Origin of the sequence: Sporosarcina luteola (assembly GCF_023715245.1) — a bacterium.
Classification (GTDB): Bacteria; Bacillota; Bacilli; order Bacillales_A; family Planococcaceae; genus Sporosarcina; species Sporosarcina luteola_C.
The window spans coordinates 1-24,239 of the sequence record NZ_JAMBNV010000008.1 but is presented as its reverse complement, the minus strand read 5'-3'; the positions used below and the strand labels follow the sequence as shown (position 1 = coordinate 24,239).

Sequence of the window (24,239 nt, the reverse complement as noted above, 5' to 3'; positions counted from 1 at the left end):
AAGAAGATGAGGTGGATAGGTCCGGGGTGGAAGCGTGGCGACACGTGCAGCTGACGGATACTAATCGATCGAGGACTTAACCTTAAAGTTATAAAGTACGGTTGAACTTGAAGTTCAGCAACAATGTTGGTTTTATCCGGTTTTGAACGAACAAGAGTCGTTCAATTGTCTGGTGACGACGGCGAAGAGGTCACACCCGTTCCCATACCGAACACGGAAGTTAAGCTCTTCAGCGCCGATGGTAGTAGGGGGCTTCCCCCTGCGAGAGTAGGACGTCGCCGGGCCAAGGCCATTCCCCATGGGGAATGGTTTTTTTGTGTATTTTTTTATATATAACCGAAGGTTGAACAATCATATGCAAATCTCTTTCCTAACACGGAAGATAAGTTCTTCATCGCCGCTTTGCGTAATTTACGCCAACGGTGTAAATTACGCAGGGAACAGGGTTTCCCCTGTGAGAGTAGGACATCGCCGGGCTAAGGCCGTTCCCATTTCTATTTCGCGGAAGGATATTGTCTCGAATGAATGGAAAGGTCGCGCCCGATACATTTGACAAACTAAGAAATACCCGCGGCTAAAGAGCACCGTCCCGCGCTCAAGGAATGCTGCTTTGCGCTCAATGTAAGCTCTCCTTCAAAGCCTCTATTATGCGTGTTTAGATTAATTTATGAGCTTTTAATTACGATTATGCGTATTTAGAAAGGTTTATGCGTGCTTGAAAGACTTTATGCGTCTTTGATTCGATTTATGCGTGGATATCGAAATTTATGCGTATCTGGGAGAGTATGATTGCATACTGCAGTCAAAAAATAGTAGTCTCTCATCTTTGCATTGCCTGCATAGTTGCCGTAATGTTGATTAATAAAGGCGAGGAAAGGTGATGATGAATATGGCTTCCATTTACGAGTTTTCAGTCGAAAAGCCGGATGGCACTTTGCAATCTATGAAGGATTATGAGGGCAAGATCATGGTCATTGTAAATACGGCGAGCAAATGCGGTTTTACGGATCAGTTCAAGGAGCTTCAACAGCTATATGAGGATTTTCGTGGGCAAGAATTTGTCGTTCTCGGCTTCCCATCCGATAATTTCATGAACCAAGAATTCGATTCAATTAATGAGACTTTGTCGTTTTGCGAAATGAATTATGGGGTGACCTTTCCGATGTTTGCTAAGATTGATGTCGTTGGGAGTGGGGCAGCTCCTTTGTTTTCATTTTTGACGGATCAAAAAAAAGGGCTGCTAACTGAGGGCATCAAATGGAATTTTACGAAGTTCCTTATTGACCGAAACGGGAATGTGGTGGATCGTTTTGCACCGAAAACATCTCCTGCTAAAATGCGGTCGGTGATTGAAAAGTTAATTCAGTGAATTTAAGGAATTCTTTTTCTTATTCCCGACTCCTTGACACGTCTCATATGCGCTGATAACCTTTTAATAATATTCAACTGCAGATAATGATTTTAGAGGAGGAAACGATATGTGGGAATCTAAATTCACTCGCGAAGGGTTGACTTTCGACGATGTGTTGCTTGTGCCGGGCGCTTCAGAAGTATTGCCGAAGGACGTAAATCTTTCGGTACGTTTGACAGAGAAGATGACGTTGAACATTCCAATCATCAGTGCTGGGATGGATACAGTGACCGAGTCGAAGATGGCGATTGCAATGGCGCGTCAAGGCGGTCTTGGCGTCATCCATAAGAATATGAGCATCGAAGAGCAGGCGGAGCAGGTTGTAACGGTTAAACGTTCGGAGAATGGCGTTATTACCAATCCTTTCTTCCTCACTCCTGAACACCAAGTATTTGACGCAGAGCACTTGATGGGCAGGTATCGTATTTCGGGCGTTCCGATTGTCAATAACATGGATGAGCAAAGACTTGTCGGGATTTTGACGAATCGTGATCTGCGGTTTATTCAGGACTATTCGCTGATTATCAATGACGTGATGACGAAGGACAATTTGGTGACGGCTCCTGTCGGCACGACTTTGGAAGATGCGGAAAAGATTTTGCAGCAGTATAAAATTGAAAAGCTGCCGATTGTTGATGAAAATGGAATCTTAAAAGGTTTAATTACAATAAAAGATATCGAAAAAGTGATTGAATTCCCGAACGCTGCGAAGGATCAGCAAGGCCGCCTTCTCGTAGGAGCGGCGGTCGGTGTTACATCCGATACGATGGTACGGGTGCAGAAGCTTGTTGCTGCGGAAGTCGATGTCATTGTCATCGACACGGCGCATGGACATTCGAAAGGCGTACTGGATACAGTCGCGCAGATTCGAAGAGAGTATCCGGAACTAGATATCATTGCGGGGAACGTGGCAACGGCGGAAGCGACTGCAGCATTATATGAGGCGGGTGCCGATGTCGTCAAAGTCGGTATCGGTCCTGGATCCATCTGTACGACGCGTGTCGTTGCAGGGGTCGGAGTTCCTCAAATCACCGCAGTTTATGAATGTGCTTCCGAAGCACGTAAACATGGGAAAACGATCATCGCAGACGGCGGCATTAAATACTCAGGTGATATCGTGAAAGCTTTGGCAGCAGGTGGACATGTCGTCATGCTCGGAAGCTTACTTGCCGGAACGACAGAAAGCCCTGGAGATACGGAAATCTTCCAAGGCAGACGCTTTAAAGTGTACCGAGGAATGGGATCTGTCGGTGCAATGGAACACGGTTCAAAAGACCGTTACTTCCAAGAGGATGCGAAGAAACTCGTGCCTGAAGGAATTGAAGGACGTATGCCTTATAAAGGTCCAATTTCTGATACGATCCATCAACTCGTTGGTGGGATCCGGTCAGGCATGGGCTATTGCGGTACGAAGGATCTTCATGATTTACGTGAAAAAGCTCAGTTCATCCGCATGACGGGTGCTGGTTTGCGCGAAAGTCATCCGCATCAAGTGCATATTACAAAAGAAGCACCAAACTATTCCATTTCGTAAAAAGTGGTTATGGAACTTCAGCACCTTTCCGCACGTCATGATATGAGCGGAAAGGTGCTTTTTCAAATGTAGCCCCTAATCAGGTCCATGATGTGATAAAATATAAAGTGGTAAATTGCAATGACGGAGGTATATTGGTGAAACGTGAAATGAGAAAATGGGTTGCTTTGCTGGTCATTCCATTCGTATTGATGATGACGTTCGGCACGGCACCTGCAAAAGCAGAAACGACTCTCGGCATCCATGTAGATGGTGCCATTCTAATTGACGCGGATAGTGGTAAGATTTTATATGAAGAGAATGCGGATACACCACTCGGCATTGCTAGTATGTCAAAAATGATGACTGAATATATCTTATTTGAAGCGATAAAAGAAGGTAAAATCAGTTGGGATCAAGAATACAAAGTAACAGATTATACATATGCCATCTCACAGGACAGGCGTCTAAGTAATGTGCCCCTACGTAGGGATGGTACGTATACAATCAGAGAGCTTTACGAAGCAGTGGCTATTTATTCAGCGAATGCTGCTACAATCGCTATTGCTGAAACAATTGCAGGAACGGAAACGGAATTCCTGAAATTAATGGATGCCAAGGCAAAGGAACTGGGCTTGGTCGACTATAAATTCGTCAATTCATCAGGTTTGAACAATGAATACTTGCAAGGGATGCATCCGCAAGGGACAGGGGCGAACGATGAGAACGTCATGCCTGCCAAATCGGTTGCAAGGCTTGCATTCCATCTGATGAAAGATTATCCGGAGGTTTTGGAAACAACGAAAATTAATACGAAAATCTTCCGTGAAGGTACGACGGATGCCATCAAGATGGATAACTGGAACTTCATGCTTCCAGGCTTCGTTTATGAATACGAAGGGGTAGACGGATTGAAGACAGGAACGACTGATTTTGCGGGGCACTGCTTCACAGGTACGGCAAAACGGGGCGATAAGCGGGTCATCGCTGTCGTCATGAAAGCTGTCGATGCAAACGGAGTCGGGTCCTACAAGGCACGGTTTGATGCAACACGGGCGTTGTTCGATTACGGATTCAGCCAGTTCTCCGAAGAAGAGCTTCTTCCGGCGGGATATCAATTTGAAAAGCAGAAGACATTGCCTGTCCTTAAAGGAAAAGCGAAAACTGTTTCCATCGAAGTGAAAGAGCCAATCAAGTCGATGATCAAATCGAATGAAAAGGATCTTTATGAGCCGAAACTTGTCTTGGATGAGTCTCTACTGAAAGATGGTGCACTCGAAGCACCCATCAAAAAAGGAACGGTTGTCGGCCATGTGGAGCTTGTTAAAAAAGAGGGCAAGGATTACGGATTCATCGATTCGAAAAATCTAGGCATGGATGTCATCGTCACAGATGATGTCGAAAAAGCCGGATGGTTCTCGTTGATGATGAGTGCAATCGGTGACTTCTTCGCCGGTATTTGGGAAAGTGCAACTGGATTTATAAAAGGTTTATTCAAATAAAAAGAGGTGATGGCCCGTCATGGGTCCATCACCTTTTTTTAATGCCCCAAGCTTCCATGAGCTGTTCAACAGCCCTTGGAATCCGTTCATCCTCCAAGCCTCCGAAGCCGAATAGAAAAGATGGCTGGACGCTCTTTGCGGATTTGCGGTATTCATTCAGGCCGTAGACGCGAATGCCTTGAGCTAGTGCTACGTTTGCCAATGACTCTTCATCCTCGTCTGTATGTACGTTGATGAGAATATGCATGCCCGCTTCGTCACCTGAGAATGAAATGATTGGAGCATATTGTTGTAATGAATCGGTAAGCAGCTGCAGTTTACGTTTATACACTTTCCGCATCCGGTTCAAATGCCGGGCGAAATGGCCGTCAGCCATGAAACGGGCAAGCGTGTGCTGGTCAAGCCGCGGAACCGTCGACGAATAATGGATGAACGCTTCCTCGTAGTTTTTGAGCAAAACAGGAGGGAGCACCATATAGGCAATCCGCAGCGATGGCATTAGGGATTTGGAAAAGGTGCTGACATATATGACCTTGCCCGCTTTGTCCATCCCTTGCAAAGAAGGAATTGGCCTTCCGGAATAGCGAAATTCGCTATCGTAATCGTCCTCGATGATGAAATTGCCGACATTTGAAGCTGCCCAGTTCAACAATGCTGTTCTGCGTGCCGCAGAAAGCACTGTGCCGGTCGGAAACTGATGGGAAGGTGTCACGTAAGCCACGGTCGCCTCCGACTGCTGGAGTGCCTGTACGTCCATCCCTTCCTCATCAACTGCAATCGGTACAGCCTCCCGGTTGTTATGGAAAAAAACGTGATGGGTAAGCGGATAACCCGGGTCCTCGATGGCGTACGTTGCCTGCGGTCCCAGAAGCCGGATGAGTAACGGCATGAGCTGTTCCGTTCCGGATCCGACGATGATCTGGTCCGCGGAGCAATCGACCCCTCTCGAGTGATATAAATACTTCGCGATTTCCTGCCGAAGCTCTAGATCTCCGTGTGGATGACCCAATAGCAGAAGATGTTGCGATGACTCATCAATGGTGTCTTTTGCGTATTTCCGCCATAGCTTGAATGGGAAGGATTCCGTATCGATTTTACCTGGGGAGAAGTCGATCTCCAGTTCCCTCCGTTCTTCTTTGGAAGAGAAAGTTACTTCCTCGACTGGTTGTACATACGCCAATTCTCCGATTTCCTGGATAAAATAGCCTCTCCGCGGTTTAGATGTAATGAACCCTTCCGCAGCAAGCTGCCCATAAGCAATTTCGATCGTTGTTTGACTGACATCGAGGAATTCGCCAAGTTTCCGTTTGGAGGGGAGCTTTTCGTCTACAACAAGTTTGCCTTCAGTGATGTCGTTGCGGATTTGCTGGTAAATCTGCTCGTATAAAGGCGTTTCGCTTTCTTTATTTAGTTCAATTAATAGCATTTCCATTTGCTGCACCTCGCTTAAATAAGTTATCGATCTTTTCCTAGGTGTTATCGTTCATTTCCCGGGATATATCGGTCAATTCGAATGAGTTATCGGTCATTTAGCGGAAGTTATCGTTCACTTTCCCAGAGTTATCGTCATTTAGTGACTTTAGTCCCGCAACTCGATACCCTCTGACCTCTTCATTTATTACGAAACTGAGTATTTTAATATGGTCATACTCTAGTATACTGAACAAAATGAAAAGGGGGAAGAATAAATGGATTTTAAATACGGTGGCGTCATCATGGATGTTATTAACGCGGAGCAGGCAAAAGTGGCGGAAGCGGCAGGTGCAAGTGCAGTCATGGCGCTTGAGCGCGTTCCTTCAGATATCCGGGCAGCTGGCGGTGTTGCGCGCATGGCGGACCCGCGCATTATTGAAGAAGTGCAAAAGGCAGTTTCAATCCCGGTTATGGCAAAAGTGCGAATTGGGCATATTTCGGAGGCACGTGTGTTGGAAGCAATGGGTGTCGATTTCATCGATGAAAGTGAAGTGTTGACTCCTGCGGATGACGAGTTTCATTTATTGAAGAGCGATTACAAAGTTCCATTTGTCTGTGGTGCCCGCAATCTTGGTGAAGCTGCGCGTCGTCTCGGAGAAGGGGCGAGGATGTTACGTACGAAAGGTGAACCGGGAACGGGCAATATTGTGGAAGCGGTCCGCCATCTGCGCCAAGTGAATGCGCAAGTGAATAAAGTCATTCATATGAGCAATGATGAGTTGATGGTGGAGGCACGCGACTTGGGCGCTCCTTATGAAGTGCTGCTCGCAATCCGCGAAGCGAGGCGTCTACCAGTTACTAATTACGCTGCGGGCGGCGTAGCGACTCCTGCGGACGCGGCGCTGATGATGGAACTTGGCGCTGACGGCGTATTCGTCGGTTCCGGTATCTTTAAGTCAGACAACCCTGAACGATTCGCGCGTGCGATTGTCATGGCAACGGAAGACTTCCGGAACTATGCATTGATTGGTGATTTATCGAAAGATATCGGCACGCCGATGAAGGGGCTAGAAATTAGTAAGTTAGCAGAAAGTGAATTAATGGCAGTGCGTGGAGTTTAATGATTAGGGCTAGGGCGTAGATGCTCTAGCCTTTTTTTTGAATCTTTTATTTACCCGAAAACGTATAGAGAAGAAAGGGAGAGGAAGAGGGATATGGATAAGATCTTCTCGGTGAAGTATTTAGTTGAGTCAATTGTTAATCCGCAGTATGACGGGAAAACATATGAAGAAGTCGTTATGCTCATTCGTGCGGATAGCAGTGAAATGGCTGCCAAGAAAGTTATTGAGCATTGGAGGAATCTTACGAAAGAACTGACCTATGAAAATGCGGTAGGAGGAATGACGATATGGTGCTTCGTACAAGTTTTGGACTGCTTTGAACTAGTCGATGAGATAGAAGGGGATATCGATTTCAAAGAGGTGTATAACAGGTATATCCTTGTGGAAGCGGGAATGACGCCAGATGAAGTGATTCGCGACTATTCTCTTGATAAGTGAGAAACAGGTGTTAGCTTGCTTTATCAGGCTTTATTTATACAATAACAAGGAGGTGGACTTGGATGGCTGAAGCAATTTTTATGTTCATCCTATTTGTTCCAATCGGCGTATTAACGTTTTTGGCTCCTCGGGAAATGATGTTACTCGGGAAAAGATGGCAATATGATTCAGAGCCCGAATTTTCAAAGGAAGCAATTCTTTATACGAAAATTACTTCTGCTATCGTTGTCGTAGTGTTTACGTTAATCCTTGTTATTAGTATAATCAATGCTTTTCGTTGAAAGGGAGTATGAAGTTGGCGGAGCGTCTGAAAGTATTTGATGAAGATTATATGTATGTTTTTAATGAAACTAGAGAAGTTATCCATGAGAAAGGCTTATGGCATGAAACATTCCATTGTTGGCTCGTGGATGGCACAAATGTTTTTATTCAAAAGAGAAGTTCCACAAAAAAGGACTTTCCAAGCTTGTATGATATTACAGCAGCGGGCCATTTGCTGGCGGATGAGGATATTATGGATGGAGTCCGTGAAGTTGAGGAGGAGCTTGGCATACATGTGGACCTTTCCAAGTTAAAACAGATGGGCGCCGTTCGGGATGTCATTAGGCTGCCGAGTTTCATTGACAAAGAATTTGCGAATGTATTTCTATATCAATCAACCTTTGGGCCGGATGATTTCACGTTGCAACAGGAGGAAGTGGAAAGCATCCATTCCGTTGCGATAAAAGATTTGCAGGCACTCTTCAGGAGAGAAGTGGAGAACATCATTTGCTCAGATGATATAAAAATAACGCTATCCGATTTTGTTCCACATGAAACAGCATACTTTGAAGCAGTTGCAGAATACTTGGACCTTGCCAAAAGTTTAGGTATGTAGTAAAGTGAGGTTAATTTCAAATTAAAGACGATGATGGGAAGCAGTAGCAAGCACGTTTTTCAAAGAGAGCCGGCGGGTGGTGTGAGCCGGTAAAGACACTTGTGAATCCGTCCCTGAGTAGCCGGGCTGAACGAATAGTAGGCCTAGCCGGACATTGAACCGTTATTTCAAAGAGTGGATCAGCTGTATGCTGGTCAATTTGGGTGGCAACGCGGGTAGTTCTCGTCCCTTGTATAGGGGATAGAGGGCTTTTTTTGTGTCTGAAAATACTTATCGTATAAAAAATAAGGAGGAATCACTATGTTAGACATTAAATTGCTTCGTGCGAACTTCGATGAAGTGAAAGAGAAACTTACGAAGCGCGGAGAAGATTTGACGGATTTGGATAAATTCGTCGGTCTGGATGAAAAACGAAGAGAACTGATTGCGAAAGTGGAAGTGCTGAAAGCGGAGCGCAATGAAGTTTCGCAAAAAGTTGCGGAAATGAAGCGCAATAAGGAAAATGCAGATGACGTAATTGCACGCATGCGTGAAGTCGGCGATGAAATCAAAACCCTTGATGAGCAATTGCATCAAGTCGAAGAAGATTTAAATTATATCATGATGCGTATTCCGAACATCCCGCATGAATCAGTTCCGGTCGGCGATAGCGAAGATGATAATGTCGAAGTGCGCACATGGGGAGAGAAGCCGGAATTCGGTTTCGAACCGAAGCCGCATTGGGAAATCGGGACCGATCTGAACTTGCTTGATTTTGAACGTGCTGCAAAAGTGACGGGGAGCCGTTTCGTATTCTACCGCGGACTTGGTGCGAGACTTGAACGAGCGTTGATCAGCTTTATGCTTGATTTGCATTCAGAAGAACACGGCTACGAGGAAATGCTGCCGCCATATTTGGTGAACCGCACAAGCTTGACGGGTACTGGTCAATTGCCGAAGTTCGAAGAAGACGCTTTCCTTATTGAGGAAGAGGATTATTTCTTGATTCCGACTTCTGAAGTTCCGGTGACGAACTATTACCGTGATGAAATTCTGGATGGCGCCCAACTACCGATTGCCTATACGGCTTACAGCACGAATTTCCGTTCAGAAGCGGGATCTGCTGGCCGCGACACACGTGGGTTGATTCGCCAGCATCAGTTCAATAAAGTTGAGCTCGTCCGCTTTGTGAAGCCGGAGGAGTCTTACGATGAGTTGGAGAATTTGACGGGGCATGCAGAAAAAGTACTTCAATTGCTTGGACTTCCATATCGAGTCCTAAAAATGTGTACGGCTGACCTCGGTTTCACAGCTGCGAAGAAATACGACATTGAAGTATGGATTCCGACACAAGACACATACCGAGAAATCTCTTCTTGCTCAAACTTCGAGGATTTCCAAGCAAGACGTGCGGGAATCCGTTTCCGCCGCGAGCAGGGGGCGAAGCCTGAATATGTTCACACATTGAACGGAAGCGGCTTGGCGGTCGGACGGACAGTTGCGGCTATCCTTGAAAACTTCCAGCAGGAGGACGGTTCAGTTGTCATTCCTGAAGTATTACGTCCATATATGGGCGGAAAAGAAGTAATCCGATAAGAAAAGCGATGTGGGAATCAATCAACCGACTCCCGCATCGCCTTTTTTTGTTCCTTCTTCTTTTCACGCAGGGACCTGAAAAAGTTCGTCAGCATCGCTCCGCATTCATCACCAAGTACATCTTCCGCCACTTCACATTCATGATTGAAGCGCGGATCATTCAGCAAGCGGTACAACGAATCGACGCAGCCGCCTTTCGGATCACGAGCTCCATAGACAACACGTGGGATCCTTGATTGTAAAATGGCGCCCGCACACATTGGGCATGGTTCGAGCGTCACATACAACGTCGTATCTTCCAACCGCCAGCTGCCGGTTTCCTTACATGCATCTTGTATCGCAGATAATTCTGCGTGGGTGACAGCATTCTGCGACGTTTCGCGTAAATTATGTGCCTGGGCAATGACTTCACCGTCCTTCACGATGATTGCTCCAATTGGTACTTCGCCAAGCGATTCCGCTTTTCTAGCTTCTTCTATCGCTAACCGCATGAAGTGGCGGTCCATTTCAAATACATCCATCTGTCATCGCTCCTTACAACTAGTGTACCACCCTGTAAAGCCGCCTTGCCATTTTGCGGCAACATCTATGTTTCAACATCTCTATATGGTAAAATGAAGTGCAGAAATTGTCGAATCAAAGGAGAGCTAGTTATGTCTGTTCCGTTCATTACGGTAGAGGGACCGATCGGTGTCGGGAAAACGACGCTGTCTAAAGCAATCGCAGAAGCACAGCGGTTCCATCAGTTAAGCGAAATCGTGGACGAAAATCCATTTTTAAATAAATTTTACGAAGATATCGAGGAATGGAGCTTTCAAACTGAAATGTTCTTCCTCTGCAACCGTTATAAGCAATTAAGCGATATCCGGAAGAAGTTTTTAAGCCGGCAACAGCCTGTCGTGGCGGATTATCATATTTTCAAGAACCTCATATTCGCCAGGCGTTCCCTGCCTGCGGATGAATACGCCAAATACGAAGAGATTTATCATATCTTAACGAAAGACATGCCTGTGCCGAATGTCATCATCTACCTTCACGCGACGCTTGATACATTAATGAAACGGATTGCGCTCCGGGGACGGGATTTCGAAAAGAACATCGATCCATCCTATTTGCAGCGGCTCTCGGAGGATTATGAACAGTTCATCGCAGACTTTGAAGCTGCGCATCCTGATATCCCGGTGCTACATTTCAATGGCGATAAAGTAGATTTTGTCAATGACACGGGGGATTTGCAAGCCATCCTCAGCAAAGTCGATGAGACGATACGAAAAGGAGCAGTACAATGAATTTAAGAGAGAAATATGGAATTCCAAAAAATGCGGTCATCACGATTGCAGGTACGGTAGGAGCCGGAAAATCGACGATGACGAACGCACTTGCGAACGCATTGGATTTCCGGACTTCATTGGAAAATGTAGATAAGAATCCGTATCTTGACCGCTTTTACGATGACTTTGAAAAATGGAGTTTCCATTTGCAAATCTATTTTCTAGCGGAACGTTTTAAGGAACAAAAGCGCATTTTCGAATATGGCGGCGGCTTCATCCAAGACCGCTCCATCTATGAAGATACAGGCATTTTTGCTAAAATGCACAAAGACAAAGGGACGATGGATCCAGTAGATTACGATACGTACACAAAGCTCTTTGACGCGATGGTCATGACTCCGTATTTCCCGCATCCTGACCTGCTCGTCTATTTAGATGGTCCATTTGAAAAAATCCTTGCGAGGATCCAGGAGAGGGGCCGCTTGATGGAACAGCAGACTCCGCTTTCCTATTGGGAGGAACTCCATGAGCGCTACGTAAAGTGGATCGATTCCTTCAATGCTTGTCCCGTACTGCGCATCGATATTACGGATTACGATTTGAAAAGCAATCCACATGAGGTGGAGACGGTCGTCGAGCGGATCGGCAACATGTTGAATTTGTCTGCAACGCTGAAAAAATAAGTATCTAAACGAAAGAAGCATCGTGCAATTTGCGATGCTTCTTTCATTTTGGGTATAGTGGGATGTAACTTACACATGGAGGGTTTTATTTGAATGTTATCAAAAACAGATTAAAAAAGATGACATATAAACAAATTCTTCTTTTTACTGTCATAGGACTTTGCTTTGCCATTTCTATGATATTTATTAATAATAATTACTCGTTTTACGAGCAGCCAATCGCAAAAGTCATTCAAACTGAGTTGGTAGAAGCATCCAACATCACAGATATGAACAATAACAAAGATCGTCTGTTCATACAGCAGATAATTGCTGAAATAAAAAACGGAGAATATAAAGGGCAGTCGATCCAGTTGACGAATAAGTATTCGTCGTCAGGAGCTTACGATCAACAATTCCGTGTTGGCAACGAACTATTCGTATCGATTGATACGAATAAGAAAAAGGATTCCACATTAATTGGAAGCATCACTAATGTAAAACGTGACCAATTCGTTGTGCTGGTTGCATGGATATTCATCTTCATATTACTCATTACAGGCAAGAAGCAAGGATTACTATCAATTATGAGCTTGGCGGTAAATGCCACTTTATTATCCTTCGCCTTAGATTTGTACATTAAATACCCATCGATCAGTTTAGTTTTGATATGCGCTGTTAGCGGGATTGTATTTACAATCATTTCTTTGACGATCGTCAGCGGTTTTAATGAAAAGACCTATGCCGCAATCATCGCGACCCTGTTAGGGACAGTCATTTCTCTCTGCATCGCTTACATAGTAATAGGGGTCACTTCAGGAAACGGGCTCCGCTATGAAGAAATGCAATTTTTGACGCGCCCCTACCAGATGGTCTTTATGGCGGGATTGCTTATCGGATCGTTAGGTGCCGTAATGGACGTCGCCATTACGATGTCCTCTTCACTTTTTGCCTTATATGAACAAAATAACGATATATCCGTGAAAGCACTGAAAGCCTCTGGAATTGATATCGGGAAGGATATTATGGGGACGATCACAAGCATTTTATTTTTCGCTTATATAAGCGGGTCGATTCCTGTCATTATTTTGTATTTGAAAAATGCTTCTCTTTTGGGATTCACCCTTTCCATGAACCTTTCACTAGAATTGGCCCGCGCTCTTGTCGGAGGGATAGGCATTGTATTGACGATTCCAATCGGTCTTTATACGACGCTTTATTTTGTTAATCGAAAGAGGGCGAGATCATGAATGTAATTGTTTTACTAGCAATCATTTTATTTCTCCTCATGATGATTGTCGGGGGCAAAAAAGGAGTAAGGTCATTTATTTCCTTATTCTTGAACTTTGGCGTCATCATGTTCACGATCTTTCTAATGACAAATCCGCAATGGAACCCCATTATCATAACGATCATCGCATGTGTATTCATTAGCTGCATCAGCCTATTTTTCATTAATGAAGTAAATAGTAAAACGATCGCCGCCTTCATTTCCACGATTATTACAATTGTGTTGTTGCTTTTCTTTATCGTCATTGTAACGAAATATGCAATGATCCAAGGCTTTGGAGAAGAAGAAATAAACGAGCTTGGTGTCTTCTCACTTTTTATTGGAATTGACTTCACGAAACTTTTAGCTTCGGTCATCATTATGAGTACAATCGGTGCCATTATGGACGTGGCGATTTCAATGGCGGCTTCCATGCATGAAATCTTCAACAACAATCCATCAATCAGCAGAAGAGATTTATTCGCTTCGGGATTAAGCGTCGGGAGAGATATTTTGGGAGCGGATACGAATACATTGTTTTTTGTATTCTTTGGAGGGTATTTGGCATTGCTTCTATGGTTTAAAGATCTACACTATTCCATTGGGGGAATTATCAACTCCAAAATATTCAGCGCCGAAATGATTTCGATTCTATGTGCAGGTATTGGAGTGGCGCTGAGTCTCCCGATTGCTGCGGGCATCAATGCATATCTCTTAATTAGGAATAGGGAAAAACGGCAGGTGTAGAAGGAATCGTGCAAATTCACCGATATTGCTCCAATCGAATAATATGCACTGACCCAAGTATGAAGGTTGGAGTGGTGTTGTGAATCAATTTTACGGAAATACAATGCCGATGAATATGATGCGGCCCAATAATTGCTATAGCAAAGCACAAGTTGAATTGTGGAATAAAAACCGTCTTCTATGGGAGCAGCATGTTACATGGACACGGATGGCCATCACTGCAGTCGTCTTCAAAGTCCCGGATTTGAAATTTGTCCTTTCACGCCTTTTGCGCAATGCAACGGATATGGGGAATGCCCTAAGACCATACTATGGCGATAAAATTGCAGACTCGTATCGCGACCTCATTTCGGAACATTTAACGATTGCGGCAGACTTGGTGACCGCCGCTGTAAACGGAGAAACGGAAAAGGCTGAGCAGAAAGAGGCGGATTGGTACCGGAACGCGGACAAAATTGCGGAATTCCTTCATCGGATCAATCCATACTACGACCAAGAAGCATTCCGGAAGATGCTCTACACCCATTTGGCTTTAACGAAGCTTGAAGCAGTGTGCATGATCCAAGAGAATTTCGAATTGGAAGTGCAAGTGTTTGACCAGATCGAGGCGGAGGCTTTGATGATGGCGGATATGCTGTCAGATGGTATATTCAAGCAATTTCCTTATATGTTCGTACCATAATGAAACAAGGGACACGTAGCTGTGTCCCTTGTTTTTTATGACTGTACATATGATTTCACGAAAAACTCCTTATACAACTCTTTCAAACTCTTCGTTTCGTCCTGTACTTTCACCCCGAAGACAAGGCTGACTTCGGATGATCCTTGGTTGATCATCTCGATATTGGAGCCGCTTCTTGCAATTGCAGTCGCAGCCCGTGCGGCCAAGCCGGTCGTATACTGCATGCCTTCTCCCACGAGAACGATCATCGAATAATCATGCTCCACGATGACAGCATCCGGCTCCAATTCCTTATGGATCCGTTCCACAATCCGCTCTTCCTTTTCTTTCGTCAGGAACCGACTGCGGATGATGATGGAAAGGTTGTCGATGCCGGATGGCGTATGCTCGTACGAAATGCCTTCCTCCTCGAAAATCTGCAGGAGCTTGCGTCCGAACCCGATCTCTAGGTTCATTAAATACTTGTCGACGTAAATGGCGGTGAATCCGCTGTCCGCGGCAATTCCGATCACTTGCTGTTCATTATAGTCCCGTTCTTTGACAATCAACGTGCCCGGTGCCTCGGGATTATTCGTGTTTTTGATGCTGACTGGGATTGATTTCCGGAAAGCTGGAATGAGCGCCTCGTCATGGAAAACGGAAAAGCCGGCATAGGCAAGCTCCCGCATTTCACGGTACGTCATCTTCTCGATGGCGACCGGGTTTTCAATAACAGTCGGATTGGCGGCAAACACTGAATCGACATCCGTGAAGTTTTCGTATAGATCTGCTTTCACCGCTGCTGCAATGATCGAGCCAGTAATATCCGAGCCGCCTCGATTGAATGTGCGGAGTGTTCCGTCTTCTGTGTAGCCAAAAAAACCTGGGAAAACAATGATTCCTGGTTCGTCGCGCAATGTAGCAAGGCGTTCATCCCCTTCAGGCAATGCACGAACTCGATCCGGCCGATTGTTTACGAGCAATCCACCATCTCTTGGGCAGACATACTTCGCCTCAACCCCGATGAATTGAAAATAAGCTGCAATCAATTTTGCATTATTATCCTCGCCCGCTGCTTTCATAGTATCCATAAACAAAAGGGAATCCTCTTTATCACGAGAGAGCCGCCCGCGTACATCTCTCTCTATTTCCTCAATGATTGTGTCATCGAGGCCAAGACTTTCAGCAATCAAGCGGAATCGATCGACGACTTCCAGCAGATCGCTTTCTGCATCCTTATTTGCTAAAGCCTTTTCCCCAAGCCGAATGAGTAGGTCGGTCACTTTAGTATCATCCGAGAAGCGTTTTCCGGGTGCAGAAACAACAACGATTTTTCGATCACTATCAGACGTTACAATATCGACAACTTTTCTAATTTGATCGGCAGTCGCAACGGAAGTGCCGCCGAATTTACAAACTTTCATAATTTATCAAATCCAATCTTTAATTAAATTACAATTCATGATATCTTGAACTTTACCATAAATGGGGTTGTTATTGAAAGTTTATTTCTCTATAATGTCCTTATGTGGAGAACGATTGTTTTTTCATAGTGTACATATAGCGAGGAGAATCGTCAAATATGATAAAAGAAATCAATATCGGTTTGCTTGGATTCGGCGTTGTAGGCGGCGGTGTAGCTGAAATTCTACATAGGCACCAAGAAGACTTAAGCCATAAATTGGGCGTTCCTGTAAAAATAAAAAAAGTTCTCGTAAAAGATGCCAAGAAGAAAAGGGAGACGGAACTGTCACCGGATATTTTCACAGTCGATCTGGATGAGGTGATTGAAGATCCAGGAATAGATCTCATCGTGGAAGTGATTGGCGGGACAAGCGAAGCGAAACAAGCGATTGAGAAGTCGCTTCGTGCAGGCAAAGGAGTCGTGACGGCGAATAAGGATGTCATGGCACAATTCGGCCATGACCTATTGAAGCTTGCAGATGAACATAAATGCGACCTGTTCTATGAAGCGAGCGTCGGAGGCGGCATCCCGCTTATCCGGACGCTTGAAGACGGGCTTGCATCTGACCGGATCAGGGCACTGACAGGCATCGTCAATGGAACGACGAACTTCATCTTGACGAAAATGAAACATGAAAACAAAACATACGAAGAGGCATTGGCGGAAGCAACCGAACTTGGGTATGCGGAATCCGACCCGTCAGCAGACGTCGACGGCATCGATGCGGCGAGGAAAATGGCCATTCTAGCATCACTCGCATTTTCCACGGAAGTCCGGTTGGAAGACGTCTATGTGAGAGGAATGAAAGATATCCAGGATGGCGACCTCGCCTTAGCGGAGCAGTTCGGCTTCACCGTAAAAATGGCAGGATTCGCGAAAAAGGATGACGATGGCATTGAAATTTCCGTAGAACCGGTTTTCATCCAAAACTCGCATCCCCTTGCCTCCGTAAATAACGAATTCAATGCCGTTTATGTATATGGAGACACAGTCGGGGAGACGATGTTCTACGGACCGGGGGCGGGCTCATTGCCGACGGCTACATCTGTCACGGGAGATATCGTTGCAGCATGCCGCAATCTCCTGCTCGGCGTGAACGGAAAAAGGCTGCATTCGCCACAGCACGCATACACAGTAAAAGACGACAATCAAATCATCGGCCGTTACTTCCACCGAATCTCCGTAAAGGATGAAGTGGGCGTACTGACGAAATTGGCATCAATCTACAGCAATCATGGAGCAAGCCTAGCAACTGTCGTCCAGCATGAAGGCGACAAAAATGGCGGCGTCGACTTGATCATGATCACACATAGCATTTCAAGACAACAGCATTTGGACATCATGAATGAACTGCATAACACACCGGAAGTGAACGGCGTTGTTAGCTACTACCGAGTGGAGGGTGAAACGCGATGAGAAGATGGAATGGATTAATTGAAGAATACAAAGAATGGCTGCCGGTCACAGATAAAACACCGGAACTCACGTTGCAGGAAGGAAATACACCGCTCATCCACTTGAAAAACCTCTCCGAACAATGGGGAGTCAACCTATATGTCAAAACTGAAGGGACAAACCCGACAGGTTCTTTCAAGGATCGCGGCATGGTGATGGCAGTCGCTAAAGCGAAAGAGGAAGGGAAAACCGCGATCATCTGTGCATCCACGGGCAACACATCCGCTTCAGCAGCGGCATATGGCGCACGCGCAGGGATGAGGACCATCGTGGTCATTCCGGAAGGACGGATCGCGCTTGGGAAATTGGCGCAGGCAAAAATGTACGGCGCAGAAATCGTAGCGATTGAAGGAAACTTCGACGAAGCGCTGCGCATGGTACGTGAAGCTGGCGAAGGGCAAATCGCTCTCGTGAATTCAGTGAACCCATACCGGTTGGAAGGACAAAAGACGATTGCCTTCGAAACAATCGAGCAATTAGGGAAAGTACCGGATATTTTTGCGTTACCGGTCGGGAATGCAGGGAATATTTCCGCCGCGTGGAAAGGCTTTAAGGAATACGATGCGAAAAAGGGATCCGGCACGCCGAAACTGTTAGGTGTACAGGCCGATGGGGCGGCACCAATTGTGTATGACCGTGTATTCGAAAAACCTGAAACGGTCGCGACTGCTATTCGAATCGGGAACCCCGCAAGCTGGCATTTAGCGACGGCGGCCCTTGAAGAATCCGACGGGGCGATTTTATCAGCGACAGACGAAGAAATCTTGGAAGCATATCGTCTATTGGCCTCTACGGACGGTATTTTTGCGGAACCCGCTTCATGTGCGACTATTGCAGGCATTAAGAAACGCCTTGATGCAGGATTGATTGAAAAAGGTTCGACAATTGTCGGTGTGCTTACAGGGAACGGGTTGAAGGATCCTGAAACAGCTATCAATGTGAATGAAGGGCAGCCATTCCTATCAAAGGAGCAGTTCGATGCGTTTTTACATGAACTGAAAGAAGGGGCAAAGTAATGAAAAAACCATTATTCACGGTCGCCGTCCCGGCCACGACTGCGAATTTGGGACCTGGATACGACAGTGTCGGAATGGCTCTTTCCTTATATATGACCGTTGGCGTGAGCGAGGCAGTTGAGTGGAGTGTACACTACGAAGGGGAAGAATATGCCGGTTTGCCGACAGACGACAAGAACTTAATTGTCCAAACGATTCGAAACGTGGCTGGAAGATACAATAAAGAAGTCCGTCCTCACGCGTTGCATATTACTTCCGACATCCCCCTCGGCAAAGGGCTCGGCAGCAGCGCAACAGCCATCGCCGCCGGAATTGAAATTGCAAACGAGCTACTCGGTTTATCATTGACACCGCAAGATAAAGTGCAAATCGGAAGTGAGAATGAAGGTCATGCAGATAACGTAGTTGCTGCCCTTTTAGGAAGAATGACCGTCGCCTATTTCGTTGCAAATGAATTGGAAGTCATTCAGCTGCCGCAACCGGAAATAGGAGTTGTTATCCTCGTTCCCCCAAATGCGTTAAAGACATCGGAGTCTCGGGGGCTCCTTCCTAGGGAATTGCCCCACTCGGTGGCGTCTGCCGGCAACGCTGCTAGCAACGTCATGCTGACTGCCATTTCCCTCGGGAATTGGGAGTTGGCTGGCAAGATGATGGAGAAGGACATTTTCCACGAACAATATCGGAAATCGTTACTCAAAAATTTTGATCATATACGGACGGCTTGCCACGAATTCGGAGCATACGGAATGACAATCAGCGGCGCAGGTCCTTCTATTTTCGTAGCAGTGAAGGAAGGCACTCAGGAGGAGATTGCGAAGCAGTTGGAAGAGAAATTCCCCTATTATAGGGCGCTTGCAATTACACCTTCCCCAATCGGTTCTACAATACAAAAAGATGGGGTTGTCCAATAAGCCCCTAAAATAGAACAGGTGGCGAAAAACGATTCGTTTTTCGCCACCTGTTCTTATGATTGCCCATTCATTATTGAAAGTAGCTCGTGATTGCTGCATGAACAAGCGAAGAAAACGAGGAGGCTTATCGCCCGCCCCCGGAAAGCGTACGCTTGGAACGAAAAGCTACATATCTGTGATAAACCCGTCTTTTTTAACAAAAAAAAAATCCATTACATGTAATGTAACAGATTCTCCAACTTATGCGCAATTTTAAAATAAATGGCGGAGGAAGAGGGATTCGAACCCCCGCGGGCTTTAACACCCCTGTCGGTTTTCAAGACCGATCCCTTCAGCCGGGCTTGGGTATTCCTCCGTATCAACAAAACATAATTTATCATGATTCAACATAAGGTGTCAACTACTTATATGCACTCTTTTTTATTAAGTTTATTCATAGAAATCTGTCATTGCGAGTAGGAATGATAACTCCTTCGTTTTCTACGAGAACTTTTCCATTGGAAATGTGAATTTTATTGTCCTTAACGAGAACTCATTCACGGGAACGAGAATTTTTGTGCCTTAAATGAGAACTTACTCAGATGAAACGAGAACTTAATCCTCATATATGAGAACTTACCTCCTGATTGGCAAGAAGAATTAAAGAGGACTGGTTGATTTTATCCACAAAAACATGTATACTAATAAAGCCGTGCTAGGTGGGGAGGTAGCGGTGCCCTGTAACTTGCAATCCGCTCTAGCAAGACTGAATCCCTTTCCTGAGGCTGTCCGCATGTAGGGCCTGCCTCTTGCACGTAGTGTTGACGTCTGGGTCCTGCGCAATGGGAACCCATGAACCATGTCAGGTCCGGAAGGAAGCAGCATTAAGTGGTATTTCTCATGTGCCGCGGGGCAGCCTAGGCTGAGCTGTCGACAGGAGTAACGCTTATGTGCGGCAGTCGAAGGAAGGTGCACGGCATTACATATGCAAATCCAACTCGTCCGTTAACCGGGCGAGTTTTTTTTATCTAAAGCGGAGGCAGCCTGCCTAGATGCGACAGGTATAAGGCTGACATGCGAAACGACGCTTTTTGTCGTGTAGCAGGGCTGACTTATGACCCCGAGCATCTGGCTGCTGAAGCTAGAAGCTACGTTCAAGATAGGGTCTATCCCATCCATCTATGCTATAATAAAGGCACTATTGCTTTAAAAGGAAAGGAGGGGGAATGGTGGTTTATCAGGCTTTTTACCGTGTCTACCGCCCGCAGTCCTTCAGTGAGATGTCCGGCCAGCGACACGTCAAACAGACATTGCAAAATGCCTTGCAGCACAATAAAACATCCCATGCCTATCTGTTTTCAGGACCGAGGGGGACGGGGAAAACGAGTGCCGCGAAGGTTTTCGCCAAAGCTCTGAATTGTGAGAACGGACCAGCCAGTGAGCCGTGCAATGAATGCCCGACGTGCATGAGCGTGACAGAAGGATCGAACACGGATGTCATCGAGTTCGACGCTGCTTCGAACTCACGTGTTGAGGAAATACGGGACATAATCGAGAAAGTACGATTCGCACCAGCGAATGCGCGTTTTAAAGTCTATATTATCGATGAAGTGCATATGTTATCCAATTCAGCGTTCAATGCGCTTTTGAAGACGTTGGAAGAGCCGCCTTCGCACGCTGTATTCATTTTGGCGACGACAGAGCCCCATAAGCTTCCGTTAACCATCATTTCCCGTTGCCAACGCTTCGATTTTAAGCCAATTACATCTGCTGAAATCGTTGACCGGATGAAACAGGTGTTGGATGATGCCAAAATCGAGGCGGATGAAGGAGCATTGAAAGTCATTGCACAAGCTGCATCAGGCGGAATGCGTGATGCATTGAGCATGCTAGACCAAGTCGTCTCCTTCAGCGGGGACCGGCTTACAGCGGAAAGCGCACTGCTTGTCACTGGATCGATTGGGGAAGATATCTTCTATCAATTGGCGGAAGCGCTTCTCTCGAAGGACGCCGCAGCCGCGTTGACCATGCTTGATCACCTCATCACGGAAGGGAAGGATATCTCTCGATTAGCAGAGGACCTCATAACGTTCTTCAGGGATCTTCTTCTATTAAGGACGGCTCCGGATTTGACCGAACTGCTTGAATTGATATCAGGGGATGAACGATTCGTATCCATGTCGAATGCATTCGAACCGGAAACCCTCTATTCATTCATAGACATCCTTTCGAAGACACAACAGGAAATGCGCTTTTCAAATCATGCGAAAGTGTATGTGGAATCGGCATTGCTGAAAATGATTCATTTGGAAGGCCCGGTTGTACAAGCTGCGGGCAATCAAGCGGCCGATCCGCATCTTGCTCAAAAAGTGGATAGTCTGGAACGCCTCATTGCTGAACTTCAGTCGCAGCTCGCTAATGGAGTCCGACCTGCAGAAGGTGCGCAGCCAGCCGGACAACCGAAGAAAAATGCATCGAAAACTTCCCAGTCGTTCAGAATACCGACCGGAAAGATAAATGAAGTGCTGAAAAATGCCACCCGTCAAGACATACAAGTGATTCGGGAAGAATGGGCAACGATGATGCAGACATTGCAAAGATCCCATTCTGCTTTACTCGAAGAAACTGAACCTGTAGCGGCATCCGACAATGCTTTTGTGTTAAAATTCAAGTATGAAATTCATTGCCTGATGGCTTCTGAAAATTCCTCACTAAGATCAGGCTTATCGGAAGCCCTTCGCACAAGAACCGGCAAAGCATATGATGTCGTGTATGTTCCGGAGGATGGCTGGCTGAAGGTCAGGGAGGAGTTCATCCGAAACAATGGTTTAACGAAACCGCAGGATGGAACAGATGGTGCAACTGGCGAGGAAGTGGAAGGGGCGGAGGAGGTTCCTACGTTCGTTCAAGAAGCCGAGCAGTTGAATGATGATCCGATAGTCGCGGAAGCAGAAAGAATGTTTGGCAAGGAATTCATAAAAATACACGACGATTAACCAAAAATGAGGAGGAAATCACAATGCGTGGTATGGGAAATATGCAAGGTATGATGAAACAAATGCAGAAGATGCAAAAGAAAATGGCGGAAGCTCAAGAAGAACTAGGAGAGAAGCGCCTGGAAGGAACTGCGGGAGGCGGCATGGTGAAAGTGATCGTATCAGGCCAAAAAGAAGTGCTTGAAGTTGTAATCGATCCAACCGTTGTTGACCCCGAGGACGTGGAAATGCTGCAAGACCTTGTTGTAATTGCTACGAATGAAGCGATGAAGCAAGCTGAAGAACTAACGAACTCCACGATGGGTCAATTCACGAAAGGATTGAACCTGCCTGGAATGTTCTAGGAGGAAAAGACATGCATTATCCAGAACCGATATCGAAACTGATTGATAGTTTCATGAAACTGCCAGGCATCGGCCCGAAAACAGCGGGCCGGCTGGCGTTTTTTGTATTAAGTATGAAAGAAGATACAGTGCTCGACTTTGCCAAGGCGCTTGTCGATGCAAAACGGAATCTGCGCTTCTGCTCGGTCTGTGGGCATATAACCGATATAGATCCGTGTCACATCTGTCAGGACCAAACACGTGACCGGTCGATGATCTGTGTCGTCCAGGACCCGAAAGACGTGATTGCGATGGAAAAGATGAGGGATTACAACGGAATGTATCACGTCCTGCACGGAGCCATTTCCCCGATGGATGGTATTGGACCGGAAGATATCAATGTTCCTTCCTTATTGACCCGTCTTCAGGATGAAGAAGTGGAAGAATTAATATTGGCGACGAACCCGACAATCGAGGGAGAAGCTACGGCAATGTATATTTCGAGACTAGTAAAACCGTCTGGCATCACAACAACGAGAATTGCACATGGTCTTCCTGTCGGCGGAGATCTAGAATATGCGGACGAAGTGACATTATCGAAAGCACTTGAAGGACGCAGGGAGTTATAGGGGGTCAACGACTATGTTTGGCCGAAAGAGAAAATTAAAAAGGGAATTCGATGCGCGACTCTACAACCTACTATTGGAAACGAAGGAAGAGTGGGAGCGGGCAAGGGAAATTGAGAAGTATTCACACGATTATGACCAAGAAGTGTTGGTGCGAAGGAAGATAGCAGAAAGTAAGTATTTTCATTTATTCAAGGAAGCGAAGGAACGGCGTCTCCGGATAGACAAAGGATGATGATGCCTGGCGAAGCTTAATCGTGATAATTTTTCAGGGAAGCGCATAGAGTGGACTATTAGTCGAAAGGGGCGCTTTCCATGAAAATAATCGGTATTGCCGTCATCGGGTTCATCCTTCTCCTACTATTGATGATGGATAAAAAACAGATCAAGAAATTGTCCGAGCGTCTATCCGTATTTTGGTTCCGCTTGGCATTCGCGTTCCTCGCACTGTTCATTTTGAACATAATCGGCGGATTTATAGGGATCTATTTTCCGGTGAACATTGCGTCAGGGCTCGTTTTAGCCATATTGGGAATTCCGGGCTTTGCCGCACTGTTCGCGTTTGCGGTTTTCCTATAAAATGCTTCTTCTATATAGAAGAAGCATTTTATCTTTTTGAGGAATGAAGCCGTTGATAGATAATCATAATCAACTTAATTACGTTCTATAGAAATGGCAGCAAAGCAACCAAGATGTCAAAAGAAATTGTTTATTAAATAGGTATTGCACTTGAACTGACAAGGTGTTATATTTAATATCTTGCTTTTCCAATAAGCGAATAACTGCTGAACAACAACTGAAATACTTCTTAAAAAAAGTTGTTGACAATGGGATTGCAAACATGATAATATATAAGAGTTGCTTCTGAATGAGGCGACCAACAATGAACCTTGAAAACTGAACAGCAAAACGTCAACAAATAAAGTTCTGGAGCCGACTCTGTCGGTGAAAAGAACAAACGAATCTTCGGATTCAAATTGACATCTTAATTGATGCCAGCAAGAAAC

The 24,239-nt window shown here is 45.7% G+C and carries 24 protein-coding genes, 1 tRNA gene, 2 rRNA genes, 1 other RNA gene and 1 other annotated feature; of the genes, 24 read left to right on the top strand and 4 right to left on the bottom strand.

The genetic code is table 11. The features are described from left to right. From M3152_RS17665 to M3152_RS17645, 5 genes are all read left to right on the top strand, one after another. Positions 1-84: ribosomal RNA gene (locus M3152_RS17665) — 23S ribosomal RNA — on the top strand; the annotation flags it as partial. Positions 85-168: 84 nt separating this feature from the next. Beyond that, positions 169-284 (top strand): 5S ribosomal RNA (gene rrf, locus M3152_RS17660). Between the two features lie 605 nt (positions 285-889). Further along, positions 890-1,369, top strand: a complete 480-nt coding sequence (locus M3152_RS17655; RefSeq protein WP_251697176.1) for a glutathione peroxidase — start codon at positions 890-892, stop codon at positions 1,367-1,369. A gap of 109 nt (positions 1,370-1,478) precedes the next feature. Beyond that, the gene (gene guaB / locus M3152_RS17650; protein WP_251697174.1) at positions 1,479-2,945 is read left to right on the top strand and encodes an IMP dehydrogenase; all 1,467 of its coding nucleotides are present in this window, start codon (positions 1,479-1,481) and stop codon (positions 2,943-2,945) included. A gap of 149 nt (positions 2,946-3,094) precedes the next feature. Beyond that, positions 3,095-4,426, top strand: coding sequence for a serine hydrolase (locus M3152_RS17645; protein WP_410055884.1), 1,332 nt, complete (start codon positions 3,095-3,097; stop codon positions 4,424-4,426). Positions 4,427-4,454: 28 nt separating this feature from the next. On the opposite strand, the gene M3152_RS17640 is transcribed toward M3152_RS17645, so the two are convergent. Further along, a complete protein-coding gene (locus M3152_RS17640; RefSeq protein ID WP_251697170.1) occupies positions 4,455-5,858 on the bottom strand; it encodes a PLP-dependent aminotransferase family protein in 1,404 nt (467 codons plus the stop codon). A gap of 256 nt (positions 5,859-6,114) precedes the next feature. On the opposite strand from M3152_RS17640, the gene pdxS reads away from it, so the two are divergent. The 5 genes from pdxS (at position 6,115) to serS (ending at position 9,850) form a co-directional block, all read left to right on the top strand. Continuing rightward, the gene (gene pdxS / locus M3152_RS17635; RefSeq protein ID WP_251697168.1) at positions 6,115-6,960 is read left to right on the top strand and encodes a pyridoxal 5'-phosphate synthase lyase subunit PdxS; all 846 of its coding nucleotides are present in this window, start codon (positions 6,115-6,117) and stop codon (positions 6,958-6,960) included. A 93-nt stretch (positions 6,961-7,053) separates the two neighbouring features. Next, positions 7,054-7,398 (top strand): DUF4288 domain-containing protein, encoded by a 345-nt coding sequence (locus tag M3152_RS17630; RefSeq protein WP_251697166.1) that lies wholly within the window; start codon positions 7,054-7,056, stop codon positions 7,396-7,398. Between the two features lie 62 nt (positions 7,399-7,460). Beyond that, positions 7,461-7,679 (top strand): hypothetical protein, encoded by a 219-nt coding sequence (locus M3152_RS17625; RefSeq protein WP_251697164.1) that lies wholly within the window; start codon positions 7,461-7,463, stop codon positions 7,677-7,679. A 14-nt stretch (positions 7,680-7,693) separates the two neighbouring features. Beyond that, positions 7,694-8,275: an NUDIX hydrolase gene (locus tag M3152_RS17620; protein ID WP_251697163.1), complete on the top strand. Its 582-nt coding sequence runs from the start codon at positions 7,694-7,696 to the stop codon at positions 8,273-8,275. A 21-nt stretch (positions 8,276-8,296) separates the two neighbouring features. Then, positions 8,297-8,508: a binding site (T-box leader), on the top strand. A 67-nt stretch (positions 8,509-8,575) separates the two neighbouring features. Next, a complete protein-coding gene (gene serS, locus M3152_RS17615) occupies positions 8,576-9,850 on the top strand; it encodes a serine--tRNA ligase (protein WP_251697161.1) in 1,275 nt (424 codons plus the stop codon). 17 nt (positions 9,851-9,867) lie between these two features. Here serS and tadA read toward each other — a convergent pair whose 3' ends face one another. Continuing rightward, complete coding sequence (gene tadA / locus M3152_RS17610; RefSeq protein WP_251697159.1) at positions 9,868-10,371, bottom strand: tRNA adenosine(34) deaminase TadA; 504 nt, start codon at positions 10,369-10,371, stop codon at positions 9,868-9,870. Between the two features lie 132 nt (positions 10,372-10,503). Between tadA and M3152_RS17605 the strand changes: the two genes are divergently transcribed. The 5 genes from M3152_RS17605 to M3152_RS17585 all read left to right on the top strand — a co-directional run bounded on the left by M3152_RS17605 (position 10,504) and on the right by M3152_RS17585 (position 14,482). Next, positions 10,504-11,139, top strand: coding sequence for a deoxynucleoside kinase (locus M3152_RS17605; RefSeq protein WP_251697157.1), 636 nt, complete (start codon positions 10,504-10,506; stop codon positions 11,137-11,139). Next, complete coding sequence (locus tag M3152_RS17600) at positions 11,136-11,804, top strand: deoxynucleoside kinase (protein ID WP_251697156.1); 669 nt, start codon at positions 11,136-11,138, stop codon at positions 11,802-11,804. Before M3152_RS17605 ends, M3152_RS17600 begins: the two co-directional genes overlap by 4 nt. Positions 11,805-11,893: 89 nt before the next feature. After that, complete coding sequence (locus M3152_RS17595) at positions 11,894-13,033, top strand: YibE/F family protein (RefSeq protein WP_251697154.1); 1,140 nt, start codon at positions 11,894-11,896, stop codon at positions 13,031-13,033. Then, positions 13,030-13,800 (top strand): YibE/F family protein, encoded by a 771-nt coding sequence (locus M3152_RS17590; protein ID WP_251697152.1) that lies wholly within the window; start codon positions 13,030-13,032, stop codon positions 13,798-13,800. Before M3152_RS17595 ends, M3152_RS17590 begins: the two co-directional genes overlap by 4 nt. A gap of 79 nt (positions 13,801-13,879) precedes the next feature. Then, positions 13,880-14,482 carry a hypothetical protein gene (locus M3152_RS17585; protein ID WP_251697150.1) on the top strand — a complete coding sequence of 201 codons (603 nt, stop codon included), beginning with the start codon at positions 13,880-13,882 and terminating at the stop codon, positions 14,480-14,482. Positions 14,483-14,517: 35 nt separating this feature from the next. Here the strand turns inward: M3152_RS17585 and M3152_RS17580 are convergent, their stop codons facing one another. Further along, positions 14,518-15,885, bottom strand: coding sequence for an aspartate kinase (locus tag M3152_RS17580; RefSeq protein ID WP_251697148.1), 1,368 nt, complete (start codon positions 15,883-15,885; stop codon positions 14,518-14,520). A 158-nt stretch (positions 15,886-16,043) separates the two neighbouring features. Here M3152_RS17580 and M3152_RS17575 point away from each other — a divergent pair, with 158 nt between their 5' ends. The 3 genes from M3152_RS17575 to thrB are packed head-to-tail and all read left to right on the top strand — an operon-like array spanning position 16,044 to position 19,308. Then, positions 16,044-17,342, top strand: coding sequence for a homoserine dehydrogenase (locus tag M3152_RS17575; RefSeq protein WP_251697146.1), 1,299 nt, complete (start codon positions 16,044-16,046; stop codon positions 17,340-17,342). Further along, a complete protein-coding gene (gene thrC / locus M3152_RS17570) occupies positions 17,339-18,397 on the top strand; it encodes a threonine synthase (protein ID WP_251697144.1) in 1,059 nt (352 codons plus the stop codon). Before M3152_RS17575 ends, thrC begins: the two co-directional genes overlap by 4 nt. Continuing rightward, a complete protein-coding gene (thrB, locus tag M3152_RS17565; protein ID WP_251697142.1) occupies positions 18,397-19,308 on the top strand; it encodes a homoserine kinase in 912 nt (303 codons plus the stop codon). Before thrC ends, thrB begins: the two co-directional genes overlap by 1 nt. 262 nt (positions 19,309-19,570) lie before the next feature. On the opposite strand, the gene M3152_RS17560 is transcribed toward thrB, so the two are convergent. Next, a tRNA-Ser gene (locus M3152_RS17560) sits at positions 19,571-19,663 on the bottom strand. A 334-nt stretch (positions 19,664-19,997) separates the two neighbouring features. Between M3152_RS17560 and ffs the strand changes: the two genes are divergently transcribed. The 6 genes from ffs to M3152_RS17530 all read left to right on the top strand — a co-directional run bounded on the left by ffs (position 19,998) and on the right by M3152_RS17530 (position 23,811). Beyond that, positions 19,998-20,264, top strand: an RNA gene (ffs, locus tag M3152_RS17555) — signal recognition particle sRNA large type. Positions 20,265-20,516: 252 nt separating this feature from the next. Continuing rightward, entirely contained in the window at positions 20,517-22,283 is a 1,767-nt protein-coding gene (gene dnaX, locus M3152_RS17550) for a DNA polymerase III subunit gamma/tau (RefSeq protein ID WP_251697140.1), read from the top strand. A gap of 23 nt (positions 22,284-22,306) precedes the next feature. Next, positions 22,307-22,627: a YbaB/EbfC family nucleoid-associated protein gene (locus tag M3152_RS17545; RefSeq protein ID WP_251697137.1), complete on the top strand. Its 321-nt coding sequence runs from the start codon at positions 22,307-22,309 to the stop codon at positions 22,625-22,627. A gap of 11 nt (positions 22,628-22,638) precedes the next feature. Next, positions 22,639-23,235 carry a recombination mediator RecR gene (recR, locus tag M3152_RS17540; protein WP_251697135.1) on the top strand — a complete coding sequence of 199 codons (597 nt, stop codon included), beginning with the start codon at positions 22,639-22,641 and terminating at the stop codon, positions 23,233-23,235. A gap of 13 nt (positions 23,236-23,248) precedes the next feature. Beyond that, positions 23,249-23,467: a YaaL family protein gene (locus M3152_RS17535; protein ID WP_251697133.1), complete on the top strand. Its 219-nt coding sequence runs from the start codon at positions 23,249-23,251 to the stop codon at positions 23,465-23,467. Between the two features lie 80 nt (positions 23,468-23,547). Continuing rightward, on the top strand, positions 23,548-23,811 hold the full coding sequence (locus M3152_RS17530) for a pro-sigmaK processing inhibitor BofA family protein (protein ID WP_251697131.1): 264 nt from the start codon (positions 23,548-23,550) through the stop codon (positions 23,809-23,811). Positions 23,812-24,239 lie beyond the last annotated feature (428 nt).